The organism is Leeia speluncae (genome assembly GCF_020564625.1).
Lineage (GTDB): Bacteria > Pseudomonadota > Gammaproteobacteria > Burkholderiales > Leeiaceae > Leeia > Leeia speluncae.
Genome location: NZ_JAJBZT010000004.1, coordinates 268,181 through 293,100, shown reverse-complemented (window position 1 = coordinate 293,100; position 24,920 = coordinate 268,181). Strand labels below are relative to the sequence as shown.

The 24,920-nt window shown below is 44.0% G+C and carries 23 protein-coding genes and 6 tRNA genes; 9 read left to right on the top strand and 20 right to left on the bottom strand.

Annotation, left to right across the window (positions count from 1 at the left end):
- Positions 1 to 34 precede the first annotated feature (34 nt).
- From rpoB to LIN78_RS09250, 12 genes are all read right to left on the bottom strand, one after another.
- Positions 35 to 4,144, bottom strand: coding sequence for a DNA-directed RNA polymerase subunit beta (gene rpoB / locus LIN78_RS09305; RefSeq protein WP_227180517.1), 4,110 nt, complete (start codon positions 4,142 to 4,144; stop codon positions 35 to 37).
- Positions 4,145 to 4,300: 156 nt separating this feature from the next.
- On the bottom strand, positions 4,301 to 4,672 hold the full coding sequence (rplL, locus tag LIN78_RS09300) for a 50S ribosomal protein L7/L12 (protein WP_227180516.1): 372 nt from the start codon (positions 4,670 to 4,672) through the stop codon (positions 4,301 to 4,303).
- Positions 4,673 to 4,725: 53 nt separating this feature from the next.
- Positions 4,726 to 5,226 (bottom strand): 50S ribosomal protein L10, encoded by a 501-nt coding sequence (gene rplJ / locus LIN78_RS09295; protein ID WP_227180515.1) that lies wholly within the window; start codon positions 5,224 to 5,226, stop codon positions 4,726 to 4,728.
- A 222-nt stretch (positions 5,227 to 5,448) separates the two neighbouring features.
- Positions 5,449 to 6,144 (bottom strand): 50S ribosomal protein L1, encoded by a 696-nt coding sequence (rplA, locus tag LIN78_RS09290; protein WP_227180514.1) that lies wholly within the window; start codon positions 6,142 to 6,144, stop codon positions 5,449 to 5,451.
- Positions 6,145 to 6,146: 2 nt separating this feature from the next.
- On the bottom strand, positions 6,147 to 6,575 hold the full coding sequence (rplK, locus tag LIN78_RS09285; RefSeq protein ID WP_227180513.1) for a 50S ribosomal protein L11: 429 nt from the start codon (positions 6,573 to 6,575) through the stop codon (positions 6,147 to 6,149).
- 108 nt (positions 6,576 to 6,683) lie between these two features.
- Positions 6,684 to 7,217, bottom strand: coding sequence for a transcription termination/antitermination protein NusG (gene nusG, locus LIN78_RS09280; protein WP_227180512.1), 534 nt, complete (start codon positions 7,215 to 7,217; stop codon positions 6,684 to 6,686).
- A 2-nt stretch (positions 7,218 to 7,219) separates the two neighbouring features.
- Positions 7,220 to 7,573, bottom strand: a complete 354-nt coding sequence (gene secE / locus LIN78_RS09275) for a preprotein translocase subunit SecE (protein ID WP_227180511.1) — start codon at positions 7,571 to 7,573, stop codon at positions 7,220 to 7,222.
- Positions 7,574 to 7,608: 35 nt separating this feature from the next.
- Positions 7,609 to 7,684: transfer RNA gene (locus LIN78_RS09270), tRNA-Trp, on the bottom strand.
- A 41-nt stretch (positions 7,685 to 7,725) separates the two neighbouring features.
- The gene (tuf, locus tag LIN78_RS09265) at positions 7,726 to 8,916 is read right to left on the bottom strand and encodes an elongation factor Tu (protein WP_227180510.1); all 1,191 of its coding nucleotides are present in this window, start codon (positions 8,914 to 8,916) and stop codon (positions 7,726 to 7,728) included.
- Between the two features lie 62 nt (positions 8,917 to 8,978).
- Positions 8,979 to 9,053, bottom strand: a tRNA-Thr gene (locus tag LIN78_RS09260).
- Between the two features lie 13 nt (positions 9,054 to 9,066).
- Positions 9,067 to 9,140 (bottom strand) — tRNA-Gly (locus LIN78_RS09255).
- Positions 9,141 to 9,219: 79 nt separating this feature from the next.
- Positions 9,220 to 9,304 (bottom strand) — tRNA-Tyr (locus LIN78_RS09250).
- A gap of 269 nt (positions 9,305 to 9,573) precedes the next feature.
- Here LIN78_RS09250 and LIN78_RS09245 point away from each other — a divergent pair.
- From LIN78_RS09245 to LIN78_RS09235, 3 genes are all read left to right on the top strand, one after another.
- Positions 9,574 to 9,646 (top strand) — tRNA-Phe (locus LIN78_RS09245).
- 10 nt (positions 9,647 to 9,656) lie between these two features.
- A tRNA-Phe gene (locus tag LIN78_RS09240) sits at positions 9,657 to 9,729 on the top strand.
- Between the two features lie 176 nt (positions 9,730 to 9,905).
- On the top strand, positions 9,906 to 11,039 hold the full coding sequence (locus LIN78_RS09235; protein WP_227180509.1) for a porin: 1,134 nt from the start codon (positions 9,906 to 9,908) through the stop codon (positions 11,037 to 11,039).
- A gap of 69 nt (positions 11,040 to 11,108) precedes the next feature.
- Here the strand turns inward: LIN78_RS09235 and LIN78_RS09230 are convergent, their stop codons facing one another.
- A complete protein-coding gene (locus LIN78_RS09230; RefSeq protein ID WP_227180600.1) occupies positions 11,109 to 11,939 on the bottom strand; it encodes a Dyp-type peroxidase in 831 nt (276 codons plus the stop codon).
- Positions 11,940 to 12,121: 182 nt separating this feature from the next.
- Between LIN78_RS09230 and LIN78_RS09225 the strand changes: the two genes are divergently transcribed.
- The gene (locus tag LIN78_RS09225) at positions 12,122 to 13,174 is read left to right on the top strand and encodes an NADP(H)-dependent aldo-keto reductase (protein WP_227180508.1); all 1,053 of its coding nucleotides are present in this window, start codon (positions 12,122 to 12,124) and stop codon (positions 13,172 to 13,174) included.
- A 56-nt stretch (positions 13,175 to 13,230) separates the two neighbouring features.
- On the opposite strand, the gene rfaD is transcribed toward LIN78_RS09225, so the two are convergent.
- Positions 13,231 to 14,232 carry an ADP-glyceromanno-heptose 6-epimerase gene (gene rfaD, locus LIN78_RS09220; protein ID WP_227180507.1) on the bottom strand — a complete coding sequence of 334 codons (1,002 nt, stop codon included), beginning with the start codon at positions 14,230 to 14,232 and terminating at the stop codon, positions 13,231 to 13,233.
- A gap of 22 nt (positions 14,233 to 14,254) precedes the next feature.
- Positions 14,255 to 15,199 carry a D-glycero-beta-D-manno-heptose-7-phosphate kinase gene (gene rfaE1 / locus LIN78_RS09215; RefSeq protein WP_227180506.1) on the bottom strand — a complete coding sequence of 315 codons (945 nt, stop codon included), beginning with the start codon at positions 15,197 to 15,199 and terminating at the stop codon, positions 14,255 to 14,257.
- A gap of 191 nt (positions 15,200 to 15,390) precedes the next feature.
- On the opposite strand from rfaE1, the gene minC reads away from it, so the two are divergent.
- The 4 genes from minC (at position 15,391) to LIN78_RS09195 (ending at position 18,362) form a co-directional block, all read left to right on the top strand.
- On the top strand, positions 15,391 to 16,146 hold the full coding sequence (minC, locus tag LIN78_RS09210) for a septum site-determining protein MinC (RefSeq protein ID WP_227180505.1): 756 nt from the start codon (positions 15,391 to 15,393) through the stop codon (positions 16,144 to 16,146).
- Between the two features lie 81 nt (positions 16,147 to 16,227).
- The gene (gene minD, locus LIN78_RS09205) at positions 16,228 to 17,043 is read left to right on the top strand and encodes a septum site-determining protein MinD (protein ID WP_227180504.1); all 816 of its coding nucleotides are present in this window, start codon (positions 16,228 to 16,230) and stop codon (positions 17,041 to 17,043) included.
- Positions 17,044 to 17,046: 3 nt separating this feature from the next.
- Entirely contained in the window at positions 17,047 to 17,307 is a 261-nt protein-coding gene (gene minE, locus LIN78_RS09200) for a cell division topological specificity factor MinE (protein ID WP_227180503.1), read from the top strand.
- A gap of 77 nt (positions 17,308 to 17,384) precedes the next feature.
- Positions 17,385 to 18,362: a quinone oxidoreductase family protein gene (locus LIN78_RS09195; protein ID WP_227180502.1), complete on the top strand. Its 978-nt coding sequence runs from the start codon at positions 17,385 to 17,387 to the stop codon at positions 18,360 to 18,362.
- 23 nt (positions 18,363 to 18,385) lie between these two features.
- Here LIN78_RS09195 and LIN78_RS09190 read toward each other — a convergent pair whose 3' ends face one another.
- Positions 18,386 to 19,234, bottom strand: a complete 849-nt coding sequence (locus LIN78_RS09190) for an SDR family NAD(P)-dependent oxidoreductase (RefSeq protein WP_227180501.1) — start codon at positions 19,232 to 19,234, stop codon at positions 18,386 to 18,388.
- A 163-nt stretch (positions 19,235 to 19,397) separates the two neighbouring features.
- Here LIN78_RS09190 and LIN78_RS09185 point away from each other — a divergent pair, with 163 nt between their 5' ends.
- Positions 19,398 to 20,360 carry a TerC family protein gene (locus LIN78_RS09185; RefSeq protein WP_227180500.1) on the top strand — a complete coding sequence of 321 codons (963 nt, stop codon included), beginning with the start codon at positions 19,398 to 19,400 and terminating at the stop codon, positions 20,358 to 20,360.
- Positions 20,361 to 20,374: 14 nt separating this feature from the next.
- Here LIN78_RS09185 and dinB read toward each other — a convergent pair whose 3' ends face one another.
- The 4 genes from dinB to panD all read right to left on the bottom strand — a co-directional run bounded on the left by dinB (position 20,375) and on the right by panD (position 24,790).
- A complete protein-coding gene (gene dinB, locus LIN78_RS09180; RefSeq protein ID WP_227180499.1) occupies positions 20,375 to 21,454 on the bottom strand; it encodes a DNA polymerase IV in 1,080 nt (359 codons plus the stop codon).
- Between the two features lie 81 nt (positions 21,455 to 21,535).
- Positions 21,536 to 23,146, bottom strand: coding sequence for a GGDEF domain-containing response regulator (locus LIN78_RS09175; protein ID WP_227180498.1), 1,611 nt, complete (start codon positions 23,144 to 23,146; stop codon positions 21,536 to 21,538).
- Between the two features lie 167 nt (positions 23,147 to 23,313).
- On the bottom strand, positions 23,314 to 24,294 hold the full coding sequence (locus LIN78_RS09170; RefSeq protein WP_227180497.1) for an ABC transporter substrate-binding protein: 981 nt from the start codon (positions 24,292 to 24,294) through the stop codon (positions 23,314 to 23,316).
- Between the two features lie 115 nt (positions 24,295 to 24,409).
- On the bottom strand, positions 24,410 to 24,790 hold the full coding sequence (gene panD / locus LIN78_RS09165; protein WP_227180599.1) for an aspartate 1-decarboxylase: 381 nt from the start codon (positions 24,788 to 24,790) through the stop codon (positions 24,410 to 24,412).
- Positions 24,791 to 24,920 lie beyond the last annotated feature (130 nt).

Below are 24,920 nucleotides of genomic sequence, written 5' to 3'. Positions count from 1 at the left end.
CCAGAACGTTTAGTTCTGGCTGTCCTTCGATAAATTAAAAACGTTCCAGATCAATATCGATACCAAGAGAACGAATCTCTTTTACCAATACATTGAATGATTCCGGCATGCCAGCATCGATCTTATGATCGCCTTTGACAATATTTTCATACACTTTTGTACGACCAGTAATATCATCGGATTTAACCGTCAACATTTCCTGCAAGGTGTATGCAGCACCATATGCTTCCAGCGCCCAAACCTCCATCTCACCGAAACGCTGACCACCAAACTGTGCTTTACCGCCCAATGGTTGCTGAGTAACTAATGAGTACGGTCCAGTTGAACGTGCATGCATCTTGTCATCAACCAAGTGATGTAACTTAAGTACATGCATGTAACCAACCGTTACAGGGCGCTCAAAAATCTCTCCAGTGCGGCCGTCATACAAGCGCAACTGTGTTTTAGTAGGTGTAAAACCTAATGCATGAGTGCGCGGATCTTCATCTGGGAATGCTAGATTTAGCATTTCACGAATTTCAGACTCTTTTGCACCATCAAACACCGGCGTAGCAAATGGAACACCGTTACGTAAGTTTTGAGCAAGTTCTTTAATCTCTGTATCTGTAAACTCATCTAGCGTTTCAGCTTTACCAGTTGAGTTATAGACTTTTTCTAAGAAAGAACGAACTTCTTCTACATTGCGTTGCTGGCGAATCATCTCATCAATGCGACGACCCAACCCTTTAGCAGCCCAACCCAAGTGAGTTTCAAGAATCTGACCAACGTTCATACGTGATGGAACACCTAGTGGGTTCAACACAATATCCATTGGCGTACCGTCTGCCATATGCGGCATATCTTCAATTGGTACAATACGTGAAACCACACCCTTGTTACCGTGACGACCAGCCATCTTGTCACCAGGTTGTAAGCGGCGTTTAACAGCAATGTAAACTTTAACCATCTTTTGAACACCAGGTGACAATTCATCACCTTGTGTCAACTTACGGCGCTTTTCATCAAACAATTGATCAAATTCTACGCGTTTCTGCGCCAGAATTTCTTTTTGCTGTTCCAACTGTCTAGCAGCATCTTCATCTGCTAAACGGATATCAAACCAGTCATGAGGCAATACTGAATCCAGATAGGCAGAATCAAGCACCGCACCCTTAGCTAGCTTTTTAGGTCCACCATTGGCTGTTTTTCCAGTAAGCATCTTTTTGATACGTTCAAATGCATCACTTTCCAAAATACGCATTTGGTCAGCTAGGTCAATCTTAAAGCGCTTCAGCTCGTCATCAATAATTGATTGAGCGCGAGCATCACGCTGAATGCCTTCGCGTGTAAAGACTTGAACACCAATAACGGTACCACTCATGCCTGTTGGAATGCGAAGCGATGTATCCTTAACATCAGAGGCCTTCTCACCAAAGATCGCACGAAGCAATTTCTCTTCAGGGGTGAGTTGTGTTTCGCCTTTAGGTGTTACCTTACCAACAAGCACATCACCCGCCTCTACTTCCGCACCAATATGAACAATGCCGCTCTCATCTAAGCGAGATAGCATGCGCTCTGATAGGTTCGAAATATCACGAGTAATTTCTTCAGGGCCAAGCTTAGTATCACGCGCAACAACTGATAATTCTTCAATATGAATTGTTGTATAGCGATCATCTGCCACAACTTTTTCAGAGATTAGAATCGAATCTTCAAAGTTATAACCGTTCCATGGCATGAAGGCTACTAGCAAGTTTTGACCTAGCGCCAGTTCACCCAAATCTGTTGAAGCACCATCAGCGATCACATCATGACGTGCAACACGATCGCCCACCTTAACGATAGGACGCTGGTTGATATTAGTGTTTTGGTTTGAACGGGTGTATTTAACTAGGTTGTAAATATCAACACCAACTTCACCTGCACTTGTCTCATCATCATTCACACGAATAACAATACGACCAGCATCAACATAATCTACAACACCACCACGACCAGCCTTAACCGCCGTTCCCGAGTCGACCGCAACAGTACGCTCAATTCCGGTACCAACAAATGATTTTTCTGGTCTTAGGCATGGAACCGCCTGACGCTGCATGTTTGCACCCATCAATGCACGGTTCGCATCATCATGCTCCAAGAATGGAATCAATGAAGCCGCAACAGAAACAATCTGACTTGGTGCAACATCCATGTATTGCACTTGGTCTTTATTAGCCAGAATCGTTTCACCTTTTTCACGGCAAGTTACGATTTCATCTAGCAGACTACCATCAGTGCCTAATGCAGCATTTGCCTGAGCAATCACATATCTACCTTCTTCAATGGCTGATAGATATTCAATTTGATCAGTAACTTTACAATCAACTACTTTGCGGTATGGTGTTTCTAAGAAACCATACTCGTTCGTGCGCGCATAGATCGCCAAAGAGTTGATCAAACCAATGTTTGGACCTTCAGGCGTTTCAATCGGACACACACGACCATAATGAGTTGGATGAACGTCACGAACCTCAAAACCAGCACGTTCACGAGTCAAACCACCAGGGCCAAGTGCTGAAACACGACGCTTGTGAGTAATCTCTGAAAGAGGGTTCGTTTGGTCCATAAACTGCGACAACTGCGAAGACCCAAAAAACTCTTTAATGGCAGCACTAACAGGCTTTGCATTGATCAAATCATGCGGCATCAAGTTTTCTGATTCGGCTTGTGATAAACGCTCTTTCACAGCACGTTCTACACGTACTAAACCTGCACGGAATTGATTTTCTGCCAACTCACCGACAGAACGGACTCGACGGTTACCAAGGTGATCGATATCATCAACTTCACCGCGACCGTTACGTAATTCAACAAGAATTTTAATGACGGCTACAATGTCTTCATTTGACAATGTACCTGCACCAATAATTTCATCAACGCCAATGCGACGGTTGAATTTCATACGACCTACTTTAGATAAGTCATATGTTTCTTCAGCAAAGAACAAACGAGCGAACAGTGTCTCTACTGCATCTTCAGTTGGCGGTTCACCTGGTCGCATCATGCGATAAATAGCGATACGTGCAGCATTCAGATCTGCAGTATCATCCAAGCGCATCGTTTGTGAAATAAATGCACCGTAATCCAAATCATTTGTATAGATTAGATCCAGCTCTTTAACACCTGCAATCTGAAGCTTATTCAGCAATGACTCTGTAATTTCTTCATTTGCCAGCGCCAATACTTCACCGGTCAATGGGTCAATTACATTACGTGCAAACACACGCCCTACAACCATTTCATCTGGCACTGACAACTCAGTTAAACCAGCTGTTGTAATATCTTTGATGTGTTTTGCAGTGATACGCTTGTCTTTAGCAACAATTACTTTGCCTGAAGCATCTTTAATATCAAACTTCGCAACTTCGCCTTTTAAGCGCTCTGGCACCAACGCAATTTTTACTTCTGAGCTACTTACAAATACCTTATCGAAAGAGAAGAACTCAGACAAGATCTGCTCATTATTGTAGCCAAGTGCACGAAGTAAAATAGTGACAGGCATCTTACGACGACGGTCGATACGGAAGTACAGAAGATCTTTCGCATCAAACTCAAAATCTAGCCATGAGCCACGATATGGAATAATTCTTGCAGAGAACAATAGCTTACCTGAGCTATGTGTCTTACCTTTATCATGCTCGAAGAATACACCTGGTGAACGATGTAACTGAGAAACGATCACACGCTCGGTACCATTAATAATAAAAGAACCTGCTTGAGTCATCAGAGGGATTTCACCCATATAGACTTCTTGCTCTTTTACTTCTTTAACAGTCGGCTTGCTTGCCTCACGGTCCATGATAGTTAGTCTGACACGAGCCCGTAGTGGTGCTGCATAGGTAATACCACGCTGTTGACATTCAGTCATATCAAACGGAGGGGTACCTAAGGTATAGCTAACAAATTCTAATCTTGCATTACCAGTATGGCTAGCAATTGGGAAGATCGAATTGAAAGCTGCTTGCAGACCTTCAGATTTTCTATTTTCAGGATTTTGATCCGCCTGCAAGAATGCAGTGTACGACTGAATTTGCGTAGCAAGCAAAAAAGGAACTTCTAAAACACTCGCACGCTTCGCAAAACTCTTACGGATGCGCTTTTTCTCTGTAAAAGAGTAACTCATAGAGACTCCAAGGAGGTAAATGCCGCAGAAAGCAAAGAACAGCTTACTTGTTCGGCCGACAAATTAGGCTGTTGTTTGGTAACTGCACAACCAAAAAGTACAAAGCAAACAAGGCCGACGGTTTCCCGCCAGCCTGATTTGCTACGTTCAAGTAGATTACTTGATCTCAGCTTTAGCGCCTGCTTCTTCAAGTTGTTTCTTGATAGCTTCAGCATCAGCTTTAGATGCACCTTCTTTAACTGTCTTAGGTGCGCCATCAACTAGGTCTTTAGCTTCTTTCAAGCCTAGGCCAGTAATAGCACGAACTACTTTAATTACGTTAACCTTGTTGTCGCCTGCTGCAGTTAGCACAACGTCAAATTCAGTTTTTTCTTCAGCAGCAGCAGCACCGCCAGCAGCTGGAGCAGCAACTGCCATTGCAGCAGCTGAAACACCGAATTTTTCTTCAAATGCCTTAACAAGGTCATTTAATTCCATCACAGACATTGCGCCTACGGCTTCAAGGATATCGTCTTTAGTAATTGCCATTTGTAAATCACTCCAAATTCAAAATCGTTAAGCAAAACTCAGTTTATTTAAAATTAAACTGATTCAGTTTCGCCTTTTTGTGCTGCCAAAGCAGCCAATGCACGAGCAAAGCCAGAAACAGGGGCTTGCATAACACCCAACAAGCGAGCAAGTAATTCTTCGCGACTTGGGATAGAGGCAAGAGCTTGTACACCTGCTTTATCTAGTACATTACCATCGTAACAACCAGCAGTTAGAACCAACTTGTCATTTGCTTTAGCAAAGTCGTTCAACACTTTTGCAGCCGCTACAGCATCTTCAGAGATACTATAGATAATCGGACCACTCATATGCTCAGCAAGACCTTCAAATGAAGTTCCCTGAACAGCACGGCGTACCAATGTATTTTTCAATACACGCAGGTAAACGCCACTTTTACGAGCATTTGCACGAAGTTGAGTAAGTTGGCTAACTTGGATACCACGATATTCAGCCAAAACAATGGTCTGAGCCTTTGCAACTTCTGCAGCGACTTCAGCCACGACGGCTTTTTTATCTTCGAGATTGAGACCCAAGGCCTATCCTCCTATTAACACGAAATTCCGTTACCAGAATTTCACCTCGGCGACCTTAGTTCAGGAGTGTTTAATCTAAATTCCTGCATTAGGGATCACCATCTGCGCAGGCTTCTGTTTTTGACAGAATTAACAACCTGCGGTCTTTGACGATCTGCAAGTTAGAAAATCTAACTTGCAGCCCAAAGCATGAGATCTTGCGATCTCACTACTTATTCTTTATTAAGCTTGTACGGTTGCTGTATCTACACGCACACCCAAGCCCATGGTGCTGCTAACTGCGACCTTGCGAAGGTAAACACCTTTGCTTGATGCTGGCTTGGCTTTTACCAACGCCTCGATCAACGCACCTAGGTTTTCACGCAAAGCAGCTTGTTCAAATGAAGCGCGACCAATTGTGCAATGGATGATACCTGCTTTGTCTGTACGGTATTGAACCTGACCAGCCTTAGCATTTTTCACAGCGGTTGCTGCATCAGGAGTAACAGTACCAACCTTAGGGTTAGGCATTAGACCACGCGGGCCCAACACTTGACCTAATTGACCCACGATACGCATTGCATCTGGTGTTGCAATTACGATATCAAAGTCAAGCATGCCACCTTTGATTTGCTCTGCTAGATCTTCAAAGCCAACAATATCTGCACCAGCTGCTTTAGCGGCTTCTGCGTTTGCACCCTGTGCAAAAACAGCAACACGAACAGACTTACCTGTACCACGCGGCAACACTACTGATCCACGAACAACCTGGTCAGATTTACGTGCATCAACACCTAGGTTAACTGATACATCTACAGACTCATCAAACTTTGCTGATGCAGTTTCTTTAATCAAACCCAATGCTTCTTCGATTGGATATAGTTTTGTAGAGTCAACTTTAGAACGAAGCTCTTTCAAACGCTTAGAGATTTTCGCCATGATTAACCCTCCATCTCTACGCCCATTGAACGGGCGCTACCAGCAATACAACGAACAGCAGCATCTAAATCAGCAGCTGTTAAGTCTGGCATTTTTGTTTTTGCAATTTCTTCAGCTTGAGCACGAGTCAACTTACCAACTTTGTCGGTATGAGGCTTCGGACTACCTTTTTGTAGACCAATTGCTTTTTTGATCAAGATAGTAGCTGGAGGAGTCTTCATCACGAATGTGAAAGACTTGTCCGCGTAAGCTGTAATTACCACTGGAATTGGCAGACCTGGCTCTACACCTTGTGTAGCCGCGTTAAAGGCCTTACAAAATTCCATAATATTTAGACCGCGCTGACCTAGCGCTGGACCAATAGGTGGAGATGGATTTGCCTTACCTGCAGGCACTTGTAGCTTAATTAAGCCAACAATTTTCTTTGCCACAATACTACTCCTTCAAATGGGTAATAACGCAGAAATTAATACTGCTCCCCGTTACATACAAACGCCCCACATTCAATATGTGAGGCATTTTTATCTCATCAAGAAGACTCAAAGCTTCTCGACCTGAGAAAAATCCAATTCTACCGGTGTTGCACGACCAAAAATAAGAACAGAAACACGCAACTTACTTTTATCGTAATTAATTTCTTCCACAGACCCATTAAAGTCAGTGAATGGCCCGTCAATCACACGAACCGACTCGCCGACCTCAAAAAGAATCTTAGGTTTTGGCTTTTCAACACCTTCTTGCATTTGATGCAAGATATCGTCTACTTCTTTTTGCGAAATAGGCGCAGGACGGTTTCCAGAACCACCAACAAAACCAGTGACTTTTGGTGTACTTTTCACCAAATGCCACGTCTCGTCGGACATATCCATCTCAACCAAAACGTACCCCGGAAAAAACTTTCTCTCGGTAATACTTTTGTGACCACCCTTAACCTCGACCACCTCTTCGACAGGGACCAAGATTCTACCAAACTTTTCAAGAAGTTCGCTACGATTAATTTTTTCTTGTAGCGCTCTTTGCACACTCTTCTCAAAACCTGAATAGGCATGAACAACATACCATCTCATCGCCATGTTCAACCCCTATTCAATAGAAACGAGTAAAAGAATTTACCCAAACTCCAATCCACCAACGACATAAAGATCGCAAGCACCACTACAAACAACAAAACAACACCCGTCATTTGCAACGTTTCTTTTCTCGTTGGCCACGTTACACGCTTCGCCTCTTTCAGAGAATCTGCCGCATAACCCTTAAACGAAGAACCCATTTCTGTCGTCAACATCAACACCAAAGCTGCCACAACAGACACCAAAACGATGCCTCCACGGGCAAAGCCTGGAAGTGAGTGAATCGAATAAAATACAACAAGACCAGCCGCGACCAATAAGATGGATGCGGCTAGTTTTGATTTATCAATCGTAGTCATTATTGATAATGCTCTATTTGCACTACTTGAGTGAATGGCAGGCCAGGAGGGCTTCGAACCCCCAACCCTCGGTTTTGGAGACCGATACTCTACCAATTGAGCTACTGGCCTGTAAGGAGGGTGACAATTTCACCCTCGTGAACAACTATCGATTACTCGATGATCTTAGCAACAACGCCCGCACCTACGGTACGACCACCTTCACGAATAGCAAAACGCAAACCGTCTTCCATCGCGATCGGAGCAATCAAAGCAACTTTGATTGACACGTTATCACCTGGCATCACCATTTCTGTACCTTCTGGCAATTCAACTGCACCAGTTACGTCTGTTGTACGGAAGTAGAACTGTGGACGATAGCCATTGAAGAATGGTGTATGACGACCACCTTCATCTTTAGACAACACGTAAACTTCTGCGCTGAATTTTGTGTGTGGGTTGATAGATGCTGGCTTAGCCAATACTTGACCGCGCTCAACGTCTTCACGCTTTGTACCACGCAACAATACACCAACGTTATCACCAGCTTGACCTTGATCCAACAACTTACGGAACATTTCAACACCGGTACATGTTGTTTTCTGAGTTGCTTTCAGACCAACAATCTCAACTTCTTCACCAACTTTAACGATACCACGCTCAATACGGCCGGTAACCACTGTACCACGACCAGAAATTGAGAATACATCTTCAACTGGCATCAAGAAAGTACCATCAACTGCACGCTCTGGCTCTGGAATATAAGAATCCAAAGCTTCAGCTAGCTTGTGAATTGCTGGCTCGCCGTATTGACCTTGATCACCTTCCAACGCCAACTTAGCAGAACCGATAACGATTGGAGTATCATCACCTGGGAAGTCGTAGCTAGATAGCAATTCACGAACTTCCATCTCAACCAACTCTAGCAACTCAGCATCATCAACCATGTCTGCTTTGTTCAAGAACACGATGATGTATGGAACACCAACCTGACGAGCCAACAAGATGTGCTCGCGAGTTTGTGGCATAGGACCATCAGCTGCCGAACATACTAGAATCGCGCCATCCATCTGCGCTGCACCAGTAATCATGTTCTTAACATAGTCAGCGTGACCTGGGCAGTCAACGTGAGCGTAGTGACGTGTTTCTGTCTCATACTCTACGTGTGCTGTGTTAATCGTAATACCACGCGCCTTTTCTTCTGGCGCGCTATCAATCTGATCGTAACCCTTAGCTTCGCCACCAAATTTCTTAGAAAGAATTGTAGTGATCGCTGCTGTCAATGTAGTTTTACCATGGTCAACGTGACCGATAGTACCTACGTTTACGTGCGGCTTCGTCCGCGTGAATTTTTCCTTAGCCATTGCGCAAAACCTCGTCTTATAAATAGATAGATGCGAAAGTTCACAACCCAACCAAGGGCGGTTGGAGCCCATGACGAGAATTGAACTCGTGACCTCTCCCTTACCAAGGGAGTGCTCTACCGCTGAGCTACATGGGCACAACTAGAAACCTGGAGCGGGTGAAGGGAATCGAACCCTCGTCTTAAGCTTGGAAGGCTTCAGCTCTACCATTGAGCTACACCCGCCCTAAAAAACCTCTGTCGAGTATTCGGACTGTATTTCTTAACACAACCTCGTCTCTGACCGCTAGTTGCAGCATTCTTCTGGTGGAGGGGGAAGGATTCGAACCTTCGAAGGCAGTGCCGTCAGATTTACAGTCTGATCCCTTTGACCGCTCGGGAACCCCTCCAAAAGAGATGCGCATTATGCAGACATTAAAAACTTGTGTCAACAGTAATTTTCAATTTTGTACAAAAAAGCTCACTTACACTAATAATTGCGTACCGATGTTATGTGTCAACCTCCCATTAACAATTACCGCCACTGATATCACGCCTGTTAGTAAGTAATACTTCAATCCCCCTCCCTACTTTATTTCATTTAATTAATTCACCCGCTTCAAGCATAAATAGTTGACACGCGCTTTTTCTTAGTGTTTAATGCACGACTTCTGTGTTTGGCCGGATAGCTCAGTTGGTAGAGCAACGGATTGAAAATCCGTGTGTCGGCAGTTCGATTCTGCCTCCGGCCACAGAAAAATAGGCCAGATAGCTCAGTCGGTAGAGCAACGGATTGAAAATCCGTGTGTCGGCAGTTCGATTCTGCCTCTGGCCACAAATATTTTAAAAGGCTGCCTAGTTTTCTATGCAGCCTTTTTTCTTTTCTATTTCTCTTCGTTTAAAACACTCACCTCTAACTGACTTCACCGTCACATAAACGTAATCACTTCGTAATCTCCCCTCTGTATAACGCTCTCTGTCCTTCTAACACGTTTTAACAGGGAGTTAAAAATGCGTAAAGTTATTGCACTAGCCGTTGCTGGTGTTTTCGTTTCTCCAACGGTCTTCGCCGACAGCGGCAATGTGACTATTTACGGTAAAATTCGTATGGGTGTTGAATTTTTAAATTCTGACGCCAACACAACGACCCTCAACTCAACCTCTCACACATCACAGACAAAAATTTCTAGCTTTAAAAGTCGCATTGGTTTCAAAGGTGAAGAAGATCTAGGTAATGGCCTAAAAACCGTTTGGCAAGCTGAAGGCGGTATTAACGCCGATGATGCAAGCATGGATACACTGTCTAGCTCAAAAAAATTAAACGGCAATGGTCTTCTTGCAACACGTGACACCTTCGTTGGTTTAAGCGACGCAAAACTTGGCACATTAAAATTGGGGCGCATTACCTCTCCATATGATAACGTTGGGTCAAAGTTTGATGGATTTATTGGTAGTGACCGTATAAACGGTTTCTTTGAGCAAAACAACACAGATCCTGATAGCTCTGTTACTAATGGGGTTTATAATTTCCCTATCAACGTTAAGCAGAACCGCAAAAATAATGCCATTCACTATACAAGCCCTAATTTAAATGGTTTCAGTGGTGCTGTTGAGTATTATCTCAATGAAAATGCCACATCAACTTCTAAGGCAGGCAAAGGTATTTCTACTAGATTATCTTACTCTGGTAATGGACTATCTATTGATTGGGGTTTCGAACAAAACAAAACAGGTGCCCCCTCTGTTTCTGGCAGTGCTAACAAAGAAACCGCCAACCTTGTAAGTATTGCGTACGACGTGTTGCCAGAGTTAACTTTAGGCGGCCAGTTGTATAAACAGCAAAACAATGCTGCTTCCAAGGTAGAAAACAAAGGTTATGGCCTTTTTGCAAACTATAAAGCAACCCCTCAAGTAACCTTACGTGCTTTTTATGGTCAATTTACAGCCAAGAAAAACGATGGTATTGAAGACACAAATGACTTCAAAGCAAAGCGCCTAACACTAGGTGCACACTATGCACTTTCTAAGCGCACACTCGTTTTCGCTGAGTATCTGAATGACAAGATTAATCGCAAAGCAGTAAGTGCCTCCACCGGCAATACTAGTGCACGTACAATCAGCATTGGTTTGTCACACGACTTCTAAGTCTTAAGCGATACTCCGTTGATTGACACGATTGAGGCCACCTTTGGGTGGCCTTTTTTTACATCTCATCTAAACTTCCGGTATCCAAAAGTAAGATGTTTTTATTGGTACCGAAAATCGAAACAGTCCATCCTCAACCCCATCTTCAAGCCCAAGCATTCTTTTGAATTGGCTTTCAAAAGCGTTCATCCCATTCTTTTCAAACGACAAAAAAGCTAATCCACTACTACAACCGTCTGACCATGGCATTGATCGTCTAACCATAAATGCTTCTGGCTCAAAGCTTTCTTGTGCCGTTCTTTTCACATGTGCGGAATCTGGCGCGTCTTCTATTTCTTCGTTATCTTTTAGCCTTCTTCCAATTAGAAGATCCTTCTCTTCAGGCGTGAATGAATGAAATCGATTAAGGTTATGTTGCCAAATTTGCAAAACAGCATAGGCGTCATTCATATCCCCTACCGCAACATTCAAGGCATCCTTATCCACAGGGTTCTCTGTACCATCCTCATAGCCGGTTAAATCCCGACCTTCTTTGTATTTGAAGCATTGAACGACATCTTCAAGCACAAACAATCCAGCTAATTTACTTTCTAGTAACTGCTGGAGGTGAACCAATTCGCCAATCTCCGCAGAACGGATCCATAGCCACAAATCATATTCATTAGAGGGAATATCTCTTTGGGCACCAACAGGGGGGTGAAACGCCTTTAACTGATTGTTCTCAATCCCTAACAAATCAACTAGTTTTTTCCCATACCCAATGGCTATTTTTTCGCCATCAATAAACTCTTTAATCGCATCTAATGCGAACTCAACTTTCGCCAAGTCTTGTATCTTCCATAGTAAGTGCCTTGCAAATGCAGGGATTGGCGCTAAGATAGCGCCTTGAAATTTTGACATCATCAAGCCTTTCTACTGTGTTATCTTTTCATATACAAATAAGAGCAAAGTCTTTCATCTGCATGTTGAATACATTTAAGATTTAATTCGATTTATCTTAAATTTTAGATCCATATAAGCGTTAACATTAGCGTACTCTTGCTAAGTCACATTACCTCTTTTTTTAATAAGGCACAGCATAGATGCAATATAAACAACTTGGTACAACAGATGTTCGTGTAAGCCTCATTGGTTTAGGGACCATGACATGGGGTGAGCAAAATACGTTAGATGATGCACATTCTCAAATTACTTTCGCCAAAGCAAGTGGCATTAATTTAATTGATGTCGCGGAAATGTACCCTGTCCCACCCAAGCCTGAAACACAAGGTGCCACAGAAAAGATCGTTGGCGAATATTTTGCTAAGTTTGGCGATCGTCAGGATTGGATACTGGCCACCAAAGCAACAGGACCGGCACAGAACCCTAAACAACCAGGGTATGTACGAAATGGAGAGCTAAATTTTAATTTAAAGAACTTAAGCACTGCAGTGGAAGGTTCTTTGAAGCGATTACAAACTGATTATATTGATCTTTACCAATTGCATTGGCCAGACCGTAAAACGAACATGTTCGGCCAACTTGGGTTTAAAGAAGAAGAAAACAACCCTGGCGCCGTAGCAATTGAGGAAACCTTATACGCACTAAGCGAACTAGTTAAGTCTGGAAAAATTCGGTACGTTGGTGTTTCAAATGAAACACCTTGGGGTGTGGCTCAGTTCCTAAAATATGCGGACAAATTTAACTTACCGCGAATTGTTAGTATTCAAAACCCGTACAATTTACTGAATCGCTCATTTGAAGTCGGACTATCAGAGTTCTCTTACCGTGAGCAGGTTGGATTACTAGCGTACTCACCACTTGCATTTGGTGTTTTATCTGGCAAATATTTAGATGGCCAAAAGCCTGATGGTGCCAGATTAACCTTGTTTGAGCGCTTTAGTCGCTACACAAATCCCCAAGCCACAGCGGCAACCGCTGCATATGCCGCCATTGCAAAGCAATATGGGCTATCTTTAACACAAATGTCACTTGCCTTTATCAATCAGCGCCCTTTTGTCTCCAGCAACTTAATTGGTGCGACTAATATTGATCAATTAAAAGAAAACATTGAAAGTGTTCATATCACCCTAAGCGAAGAAATACTGCAGGCAATTGAAGCGGTACATACTCAGCACCCGAACCCTGCGCCGTAACCAGTAAAAAAGCCCAAGACATCAGCTTGGGCTTTTTTACTGGTATAGGTCAAGATTTATGCTTTGCCGTCTGCCTTTAGTCTAGACTCCACATAACGGGAAGTACCTTCTTGTACAGTTAGGAAATCGTCTTCATATCCAGCTTCCCTTAGTAAGACCGTATCCGCCTCTGTAAAGCTTTGATATTTTCCTTTTAGTGCATCCGGGAAGGTGATGTATTCTAAAATCCCTTCTTTGACCAGTTCTTCTAGGGACAGGATAGATTTACCCTCTGCATGTCGGCAAGTATTAGCGACCGTCACCGCTACATCATTAAAGCTTTGTGCACGCCCTGTACCGCAGTTGAAAATACCAGCAACCTCTGGATGATCCATAAAATGAAGATTGACCTTCACCACATCTTCAACGGAAATGAAATCTCGCATTTGAGAGCCATTGGCGTAACCATCGCATCCTTCGAAAAGCTTAATTTTGCCGTTTTCCCAGTACTGGTTGTATAGGTGGTAGGCAACTGATGCCATGCGCCCCTTATGCTGCTCACGTGGACCATAGACATTGAAGTATCGCAAACCAACCACAGGGGCGGTTAGGGTATCGATTCGTTGACGAATGATTTGGTCGAACAGGAATTTAGAATACCCATAGACATTCAATGGCCCTTCAAACTCGCGTTCTTCACGGAAGACTTCTGTCGCGCCATAAACGGCGGCACTAGAGGCGTAAATAAATGGAATTTCTTCTCGTTGGCAGAATTCAAACAGATTCAGCGTATAACGGTAGTTGTTTTCCATCATGTAACGGCCATTATGTTCCATCGTGTCTGAACATGCGCCTTGATGGAAAATCATGGTTAGTTGGCCGTCTAGCTCACCTTCGGCCACTAACTGGATGAAATCTTCTTTATCCAGAAAATCGGCAATTTCACAATCAACCAAGTTCCGGTATTTGTCACCTTTTGTGAGGTTATCTACCGCTAGAATATTGGTAATGCCACGCTCATTCAGCGCTTTTACAAGATTGGAACCAATAAAGCCTGCTGCACCGGTTACAACATACATATTACTTCTCCGTTCAATTCTTTTATGCTGGTAAGAGTTCTTCAGGTAGCGCCACAGCAGTACCCAATTTACCAACAACAATGCCTGCTGCTCTATTTGCCCATTCAACAGAAGACTGCATGGATTCACCTGCGGCCAGCATGAGGCCCAAGGTGGCAATCACAGTATCACCCGCACCAGTCACATCAAACACTTCTCTGGCAAAGGTTGGCTGATGGAAGGTTGCGCCTTCAAGGAACAAGGTCATCCCTTCTTCGCTGCGAGTCACTAGCAAGCCTTCTAGATTAAAACGCTCCCTGACTGCATTCGCTTTTTGAATTAATTCCTCTTCGTTTGACCAGCCACCGGCAACTTCTTTAAACTCACTTCTATTAGGTGTAATTAGCGTTGCCCCTTCGTAGCGAGACCAGTCCGCCCCTTTAGGATCGACTAAGACAGGCTTTCCTGCTGCCCTTGCTAGTTCAATCATCTTACGGATGTGGGTTAGGCCGCCCTTACCATAGTCAGACAAAATCACGACATCTACGTTAGGGAGGCGGGCTTCGAAATCAGCCAACTTTGCAGCAAGCACTTCATGGCTTGGCATGGTTTCGAAATCGATCCGAATGAGTTGCTGTTGTCTACCAATCACGCGTAACTTAACGGTGGTGACTAGTGATGCATCTCTTAATAAACCAGCATCGATCTGATCGGCTACCAATAGTTTTTCTAGTGCGCTTGCAGGTTCATCATCACCAACAACAGATAGCAATCCAGTTTGACCACCGAGTGCAGCGATATTTTTAGCAACGTTAGCCGCCCCGCCTGGGCGCTCTTCTACTGATTCAACCTTTACCACAGGAACTGGGGCCTCTGGTGAAATACGATTGACTTCGCCAAACCAGTAGCGATCTAACATTACATCACCGACAACAAGTACTTTAGCGCTGGTTAAACGTTGCTTTAGCGTGCTTAGGGATAAGTCCATATAGACAGACAAGTCCTTCAAAGAAAATGTAAAAACAATTATTGCGCAATATTGTATCTTGAATCCCGTGAGTTATGCCCAAAAGTCTTCGCAAAAAATAGAAATCTGCCGGTTAAAACTTGTTCATTACATGACACACCGGTAAACTTATCATCTTTAAGTGTAATGATTTTTTTAGGGTTTTTTCTGTCATGACATCCACACCCGCTGGCCATGTTCCAGCCATTTTCGATCTCAAAAGCGCGACCTTGACCTTGATCGCGGTTGTTTTAAAAACAACCAACCTGGATGAATTGGCAACAGAACTCAATGATCGCCTTTCAAAAACGCCTAATTTCTTTAGTCAAGATCCTGTTGTTATCGATTTTTCGCTAGTGATGGATCAACCCACGCCTGACTTTGCTCGGTTAATCCCTTTGTTGAAGCAGTTCAAAATGATCCCGATTGCCGCAAAAGGCGGGAATGATCAGCAAATGAATGCAGCATTAGCTGCCGGCTTAACAGAAGCACCAGAACAACATGCGCCGGCAACTGTCGCGGCACCACGTGTTGAAACCGTTGTAAAAGAAGTGATTAAAGAAGTTGTTCGTGAAGTGAGCGTCCCAACTGCTGGTGTCACAATGGTGATTGACCGCCCGCTTCGCTCTGGCCAACAAGTCTATGCTAAAGGTGGTGATTTGGTGGTGCTTGGCGCAGTGAGTTTCGGTGCCGAAGTGATTGCGGATGGCAGCATCCATGTTTACGCTCCCTTAAGAGGAAAAGCGATTGCCGGCGCGCGTGGCAATATGGAAGCTCGCATTTTTACGACGCAATTTGAACCTGAATTGATTTCAATTGCAGGGATTTATCGCACCACAGACACTCCTCTTCCAGCCAATGTGGCAGGCAAAGCGGCGCATATTCGTCTTGAAGGCGAAAAAATGATCATGGAACCATTAGTATTTTAAGCGATTGACTCGCTCAGAAATTTGTTTAGCAGATTACTTGTACCTGTTGTCTGAGACAGGTTCTTTAAAGGAATAATGAATATGGCAAAAATCGTTGTCGTTACCTCTGGTAAAGGCGGTGTGGGTAAAACCACGACAAGTGCTAGTTTTGCGTCTGGCTTAGCATTGCGTGGTTTCAAAACTGCAGTGATTGACTTTGATGTAGGTCTACGTAACTTAGACTTGATCATGGGCTGCGAGCGCCGTGTGGTTTATGACTTAATTAACGTCATCCACAATGAAGCAAATTTGAACCAAGCACTAATTAAAGACAAGCAGTGTGAAAACCTGTTTGTTCTACCTGCGTCGCAAACCCGTGATAAAGATGCGTTAACACAAGATGGTGTTGAGCGCGTGTTAAACGACTTAGTCACAATGGGTTTTGAGTACATTATTTGTGACTCACCAGCTGGTATTGAAACAGGTGCACTGCTTGCGATGCATTTTGCAGATGAAGCATTGATTGTAACGAACCCAGAAGTTTCTTCTGTTCGTGACTCTGATCGTATTCTTGGCATGCTTGGATCAAAAACCAAACGAGCAACAGAAGGCAAAGAGCCAATTAAAGAGCATTTACTGATTACACGTTACAACCCACTACGTGTAGAAGATGGACAGATGCTGTCTCTTGAAGATATTCAAGAAATCTTGCGAGTGAACTTGATTGGTGTGGTGCCAGAATCTGAAAGCGTACTTCAAGCATCTAACCAAGGCGTACCAGCGATTCATTTACATGGTTCTGACGTATCAGAAGCTTACAAAGATGTGGTTGCAAGATTCTTAGGTGAAGATAAGCCACTTCGCTTTGTAGACGCTGTGAAGCCAGGCTTCTTCAAACGTCTATTTGGCGGGAGATAAGTCATGTCTTTTTTAAGTTTCTTTCTTGGCGAAAAGAAAAAGTCTGCCAGCGTTGCGAAAGAACGCTTACAGATTATTCTGGCGCATGAACGAAATGGAAAATCTGAAGCACCAGATTATCTTCCTGCGTTGCAGCGCGAATTAGTCGCCGTTATCTCTAAGTATGTCTCTATTAATGCAGACGATATTAAAGTGAACCTAGAGAAACAAGAAAACCTAGAAGTGCTGGAAGTAAAAATTGAACTGCCAGATGCTAACCGATAGGCAAATGCATTAACGTGACTTGTATTGATAAAAGCCCAGCTTAGCTCTGGGCTTTTTATTTAAACGGAAGAGATTCAATGAAAGCAGAACAAATCCAAATTTCAGCTCATGGTGGTCCTGAAGTATTGCAGTTGGTTAGTATTGATCTTCCAGCACCAGCGGCTGGAGAGGTTCAAATTAGGCAGTACGCGGCGGGTCTAAACTTTATAGATATTTACCATCGCACGGGTTTATATGCTGTGCCATTACCTTCTGGCATCGGGCAAGAAGGAGCTGGAGAAGTCATTGCCGTTGGCGACGGAGTGGATAACTTTAAAGTTGGTGATCGTATTGCTTATGCCGGTGGCCCCATTGGTGGCTATGCAAGTGTTCGCAATCACCCTGCAAAGCACATTGTGAAGCTACCGGATGGCATTAGCTTCGAGCAAGGTGCTGCGATGATGCTGCAAGGCTTAACTAGCCAGTATCTATTAAGACAAACATATCGCGTCAGTGCTGGCGACACGATTCTGATCCATGCGGCTGCTGGTGGGGTTGGCCTAATTGCCACCCAATGGGCGAAGGCATTAGGTGCAACGGTGATTGGTACGGTATCGAGCGAAGCAAAAGCGGAATTAGCAAAAGCCCATGGCTGCGACCATGTACTGATTAGTGGAGAGGTTAATTTACCTCAAGCGGTAAAAACCCTGACAGGTGGTGTTGGCGTGCCAGTTGTATATGATGGCATCGGTAAAGATACCTTCAATGATTCTTTAGATTGCTTAAGACCACGTGGGCTAATGGTGAGTTTTGGGAATGCATCGGGTGCTGTACCCGCGTTTGAGCCAAGCATCTTAGCGGCAAAAGGATCTCTGTACCTGACACGACCAACACTCGCACCGCATATTGCAAGTCGGGAAGCTTTAGACCAAGCCGCAGCAGAACTCTTTGAGGTAGTACTTAGCGGAAAAGTGAAGATTGAAGTAAACCAGCGTTATGCATTAAAAGATGCCGCCCAAGCGCAGATAGACTTAGCAGCCAGAAAAACGACTGGCTCCACTGTTCTGATTCCTTAAATAACTGCGGCAATATATCCCGGTTAGGTGCCCGCTTTTAAGCAAGCCCAATCCAATAAGCGCTGAGGCAAGATACGTTTTAGGATCGCAAATGCTTTCGTTGGCACCGTCACAGGATATCTTGCCTTTGGTCGTTTACTTTCTAGCGCATGAACCACCGCCGCCAATACCGCCTCTGGCCCTAAAGTAAAAGGCACTGCGGCACCTTGCTTGGTTAATCTTGCTTCTAACGACTCATAAATCACTTTATGAGTCGTTTCTTTTACTTCCGCAATCTTTGGGGCGATATGCTTCTGATAAGCCAAATACGCATTTGGGCGGAACTTGCTTTTGATAGGGCCCGGTTCTACCAACACTGGATACACGCCGCTTCCGCTTAACTCGAGGCGAAGCGTATCAACTAAACCTTCCATGGCAAACTTACTGGCATTATACGCACCGCGCATTGGCATGGCGGCAAAGCCCAAGATTGAGCTATTAAAAATAACCCTTCCGTGCCCTTGCTGCCTCATGATCGGGATGAGGAGGTTCGTTAACTCTACCGCACCGAATAGGTTTGTTTCAAACTGCTCTCTTAATGACTCGCGGCTAAGATGCTCTACGGCACCGGGTTGACCATAGCCGGCATTATTAAAAATGGCATCAATTTTCCCGCCTGTGCGCGAAAGGATGATTGAAACGGCTGTATGGATGCTTTCAGAGTCAGACACATCTAACTGTAGTGCTTCTAACCCTTCATCTTGTAGACGAATCACATCTTCAGGTTTTCTAGCTGTTGCAAATACTCGCCAGCCTCTTTCTTGCAAACCTTTGGCGACACACAAGCCAATGCCACTAGAACAGCCGGTAATTACAATATTGCGTTCAGTCATTATGTCCTAACGATGATGAATACATGAAAAAGGGATAATTCGATTGTAACCGCTTGCGAAATTATTCCATAGACTGCACGGAACAAATTCTCAGAGACTTGTACTAATGCTAAATAAGTCTAATGTAAAAAGTAATCAATTTTTGTTTTTACATGAGGATTATATGCAAACCATAGGTAACAACCCACTCTTGTGGATCGTCTTCCTAGTCATTATCGCGGTGATGATTGCAATTGACATGCTTGCAATGAAGAACCAAGGTGCACACAAAATTTCAACCAAAGAAGCGCTAACTTGGTCTGCTGTTTGGTTTAGCATCGCCTTATTGTTTAATTTAGGCTTGTGGATTTACCTAGATCAAACGGCGACGAGAGAAGTAGCTAACGACGTTTCCCTCGCGTTCTTTACTGGCTATCTCATTGAAAAAGCATTGGCCATTGATAACATCTTCGTCTTCTTGATGATTTTTAGCTACTTCTCTGTGCCTGCACAGTATCAGCGAAGAGTATTGGTTTACGGTGTGCTTGGTGCGATTATCATGCGTGCGGTGATGATTGTATTGGGTAGCGCGCTCATCAGCCGCTTTCACTGGGTCTTGTATATTTTTGGCGCTTTCCTCGTCTTTACCGCGATTAAAATGTGGTTTAGCAGCGAAGAAAAAGAAGATTTAGGCAACAATGGGCTACTAAAATGGGTGAAAAAACACATTCGCTTAACTGATGAGTTTGCTGAAGAAAAATTCTTTATTGTTAAGAACGGTATCCGCTACGGCACACCATTATTGCTCGTATTAATTATGATCGAACTTTCTGATCTGATTTTTGCGGTGGATAGTATTCCTGCAATTTTTGCCGTGACAACCGATCCATTTATTGTGTTCACCAGTAATATCTTTGCGATCTTAGGTTTGCGTGCCATGTACTTCTTACTAGCAGACATGGCAGATCGGTTCCATTTATTGAAATTTGGATTGGCTTTAGTACTTGGGTTTATTGGTGTGAAGATGCTAGTAGTGGAATTCTGGAAGATTCCGGTAGGGGTTTCACTCGGGGTAGTTTTCTTGCTAATTGCTGGATCGGTGGTGTTATCCCTTTACCGACCAGTGAAAGCAACCGAAGTAAAGTAATCGTCTAATCTAAGTTAGTAATCCCCATCTTGCCAGAGTGGTAGTTGTATACCCTCTGGCAAAGGTGCTTTATCGTGAAATCGAACACCCAACCCTAATAAACGAACCGCCTGCTGCTTTCTTGGTAATGCCTGCTTTAACAACCCTTCAAAGGTATGGAGATCTGGTTGTTCGCAAACACACTCCATGGTGGTTTGGCTAAAATCTGCGTACTTTATTTTCACAAAGGCTTTATGCGGCTGTTCGCTAGCCGATTTTTTCATCCGTTTCATCCAGTCTTCGAATAAAACAGGGATTTTACTCAAGCAGCTTTCTTCAGTCGTCAGATCTTGATCGAACGTATATTCAACCGACAAAGACTTTCTCCGCTCGTGTGGCGCGACACTTCTCGAATCTACCCCTCTACATTGGTCATAGAGTTGCTGGCCAAACTTACCAAAATTCTGCACTAATGCCGCTAGCGACCAGCCTTGCATATCTAGGCAGGTTTCAATCCCTAATTTACTGAGTTTTTCTGCAGTCACCTTCCCTACGCCCCACAATTTAGCAGCAGGCAGCGTGGTGATAAAATCGGAAACATCCTCTGGGCGAATCAGGAATTGCCCATTCGGTTTATTCCAATCACTGGCAATTTTGGCGAGTAGTTTATTAGGTGCAATGCCCGCAGAGGCAGTTATACCGACTGTTTGCTCAATTCGCTGGCGGATTTCTTTTGCCATTAAGGTGGCGCTCCCTTTACAGAGATCAACACCGGTAACATCTAAATAGGCCTCGTCTAATGAAAGCGGTTCGATTAAGTCTGTGTAGTCTGCAAAGATAGCGCGAATTTGTAGCGATGCTTCGCGATAACGGGGGAAATCAGGCGGAACGACTTTTAGATGTGGGCATAACTGGATTGCTTTATAGGTAGACATGGCTGATCGAACGCCAAACTTCCGGGCTTCGTAATTACAAGTCGCAATCACGCCTCTTCGATCGGCGGCACCACCGACTGCCAGAGGAATCCCTCTATAAGTAGGCTCATCTCGCATCTCTACAGAGGCGTAGAAGCAATCACAATCAATGTGAATGATTTTTCGAAGTGGCTCGATCATGTCAAACGAGAGGTTAGTCTAAAGTAATGATTTAGACCATATTGTACGATCGTTCTATATGATTGTCAGTACTGAAAGGGGCTAAATGCCTGATGTAAAAATCTTGAGGCAATTTCTACCGGCATGTTTGGCTTGATATAAAGCAGCATCTGCAGCGTTAATTAAGCCATCGATATGATCAGTGATTTTACAATCGGCAATACCGCCACTGAAGGTGGTATGAAAGAACGAGCTACCTTCTGGGTGCTGTAGTCGCCCAAAGTCAACACGGATTTTATCGAGAATCTGATGTGCTTGATCCGCATTCACGCCTGGTAATCCCAATAAAAACTCTTCGCCACCATAGCGACCAACCACATCGGTTTTGCGTAAACGACGTCGTAATAACCAAGCCAAAGAACGGATCACTTGATCCCCGACCGGATGTCCATAGCGATCGTTTACTTGTTTAAAGTGATCGATATCAATCATGATAACTGACATTGGCGAACCAGCCTGTTTACATTGAAGCATGCTCGCCTCAATCGCTACCTTGGTACTGGTATGGTTATGGAGCCCTGTAAGGCTATCACGGTACATCGACCAGCGTAATGCCCGATAACGCTCAACCGTACTTTTAACAATGGCATTTAAAAAGACGGGGTTAAATGGTTTTGTTAGGAATAAATCCCCACCAATTCTCAGCGCCTCGATTTGCAGCGCGACATCTGTCTCACTCGACAAATAGACGATAGGGATTGAGAGGTATTGTTGGTGTTGACGAATCACCCTAGCAGCTTCTACACCGGTACAGCCCGGCATGTGCATATCCATCAGAATTAGGTCTGGCTGGAATGCGGCTAGTTCTGACAAGACGCCTTGGGGCGCAGCAATTGCACGCGTCACAATTTGATGTTCGTTTAATGCTTGCTGGGTCAGCTTAGTGGCGGTTTTTGAGTCCTCTACAATCAAGACTTTGTAGGGTTCATCTTCAACAGCTTCACTCAGCGTGAGTAACTGAGACACAATTTGATGGACTGGCGTATCTTCTAGTAAGCAGAACTCACAACCCTCTTTTAAAGAGACTTGAAGGAGTTCGAAGTCTGATTTCATGCCAAAGGCAACGATTCGGCAGGTTGGATAGCCAGCGCGGAGTTGTTTAACCTTCATCCGCCAAGTGTTGGCATCTGCCGCCGACGCATCGATCAGCAACATCGGCATTTCATCGGTTACCGCGGGTAACTTAGCCCAATCGTGTGCTGTAGCAGCTAAACCAAAATAGCCCAATTGCTGAAGCATGTCTGCCCATCTGCTTGGGGTTGAGCTTAATAACCAGACGCTTCTAAAGCCCAGCCATTCAGATTTGGTTTGGTCGTTATTACTTTTGCGGCGTTCTTGTGTGAATTCTTGTCTCTCTACATGCTGAATGAGGAGATGATCTAAACTGGCAATTTTATCGCTTAGGTTGGATAGTTCATCTGTAGAAATAGGATGCGGTACACCATACAATTCTAGCGCTTGTTGCTCTAATACCTCTGCTAATTGCATTAAGCCGGAGATATGTTTCGCGACTAAAAACTCTGTCAGGCTACTTAGTGTCACCACAAACTCGACAAAGTGATCAAACTCTGGAGCAGCCACATAGTGCCGCCATGCGCTATCAAGTAAGAACCGACGCTCAGCAAGCTCGGTAGGAAGATATGGCATATCCATAAAATGATCTTATATTTAGTGCGTATTTACAAATCATTGTCAGCGCCTTTACAGGCTGCTGCAAAATGTAAAATAGTAGCACGCACTCGAACACGGTACAAATCATGATAGATAGATTATTGACCAATTAGTCAATACCTTTAACAACGGAATGATCGTACAATCAACTAACGTGATAGTGCCATCATGATCGCGCGCGTGTTTACCAAGGTGTCGAGATTGAGATTCTTTTGTAGCTTCCCTGTCTCCCGCAAAAATTGGGTCAGTTGCTGCAAGTAGATAGACATCCCTCCACCGTCTTTATTCCTTTGTAAAAGCGTCGATCGACTATGAAATTTGATGGAGTTCAGCATCCCGATTAGTTCGAGTGAGTCATACGCCGGTTCTCCTGCAAACGTTTTTTTGTTTAATATCGCCCCTAAAGTCTTCCAATCGTCCGTTTCTGCCATCCATTGACGTGCTTTTATCCAACCACCAAAAAACTTTGCCAAGGTCTCATCCCCGAATTGATTGAGACTGTCTGGGTGTATTGCAAAGCCTTCCGGCATTACACCCGGATAATCAGACGTGTCTGCGACAACATATCCCTTGCCTTGATTACTAGCAGTTAGTGCTGGGGGGTCATACAACACAATAAGTGGGAATTGATTCTGGATAAAGGCTTTTGCCAGTGGTTCGCCATCTAACTCTTTTAGTTTTACATCAGAAAGCGAGAGTCCATGTTGCTTTAGAAAGGTATGAAGAAAAAAAGTAACGGAAGATTTATTCAGATAAATACCAACCTCTTTCCCTTTTAACGTATTTATCTGCTTTAGTGATTGTTTGATAATGACTTTATCACTGCCATTTGACCAATCGGTTTCAGCCAAAAGGGTAATCGGAACCCCTTGAAGAGATAGATCTACCCAAGTGCCCGTCATGTCATAGAGGACATCTACTTTCCTATTTTTGTAATCTCGGAATAGATCCTCATAGAGGGTGTATTTTTTAATTTCTACAGAAAGACCCTGTTCTTTCCAATATCCTTTTGCTTCTGCCACGCTCAGTGGCGCAACACCAATCCAAGAGGTGACACCAACAACTAGCGTCTTCGCATAAATGGAATGTGACACTAGCAAAAGGATGAGCAGAAATGACTTGATTCGCACCGAAAGCCTCTTTTGTAGAGAAGATAAGGTGCTGAAAATACAGGGATAAATTGGCCAAGGATACAAAACATGTGCAATACACTCTTGCATCCTCAGCCACTTTTAATCAAACCGTTTATGCTGCTTGTACAGGAATCGCTCCCGCAGTACCTTTGATTTGATTCTTTTCTGTTACATAGACCAAGGCTGGCGCATAATTTGCCAGCTCGCTCTCGGCGTATTGCCCATAAGTAGCGATGATAACAAGATCACCGACCATTGCTCGGCGAGCCGCGGCACCATTCAGCGAGATCACCCCCGATCCGCGTTCTGCGCGAATGGCGTAAGTAGTGAATCGCTCACCATTATTGATGTTGTAAATATCAATCTGTTCGTTTTCACAAATATTAGCTGCTTCCAGTAGATTTTCATCGATTGCGCAGGAGCCTTCATAATGAAGCTCGCTATGCGTGACCGTCACACGATGAAGTTTCGACTTTAATAAAGTACGTAGCATGGTGGGGACCTTAGCCAGTTGATAAAAGTCTGGCGATTTTAGGGAAGATAATGCAGCCAAACAATGAGTAAACCGACCTTGCATGGTAGAATTTGGCATGTATTTTTTATCCAATGTTTAATTTGTTTCT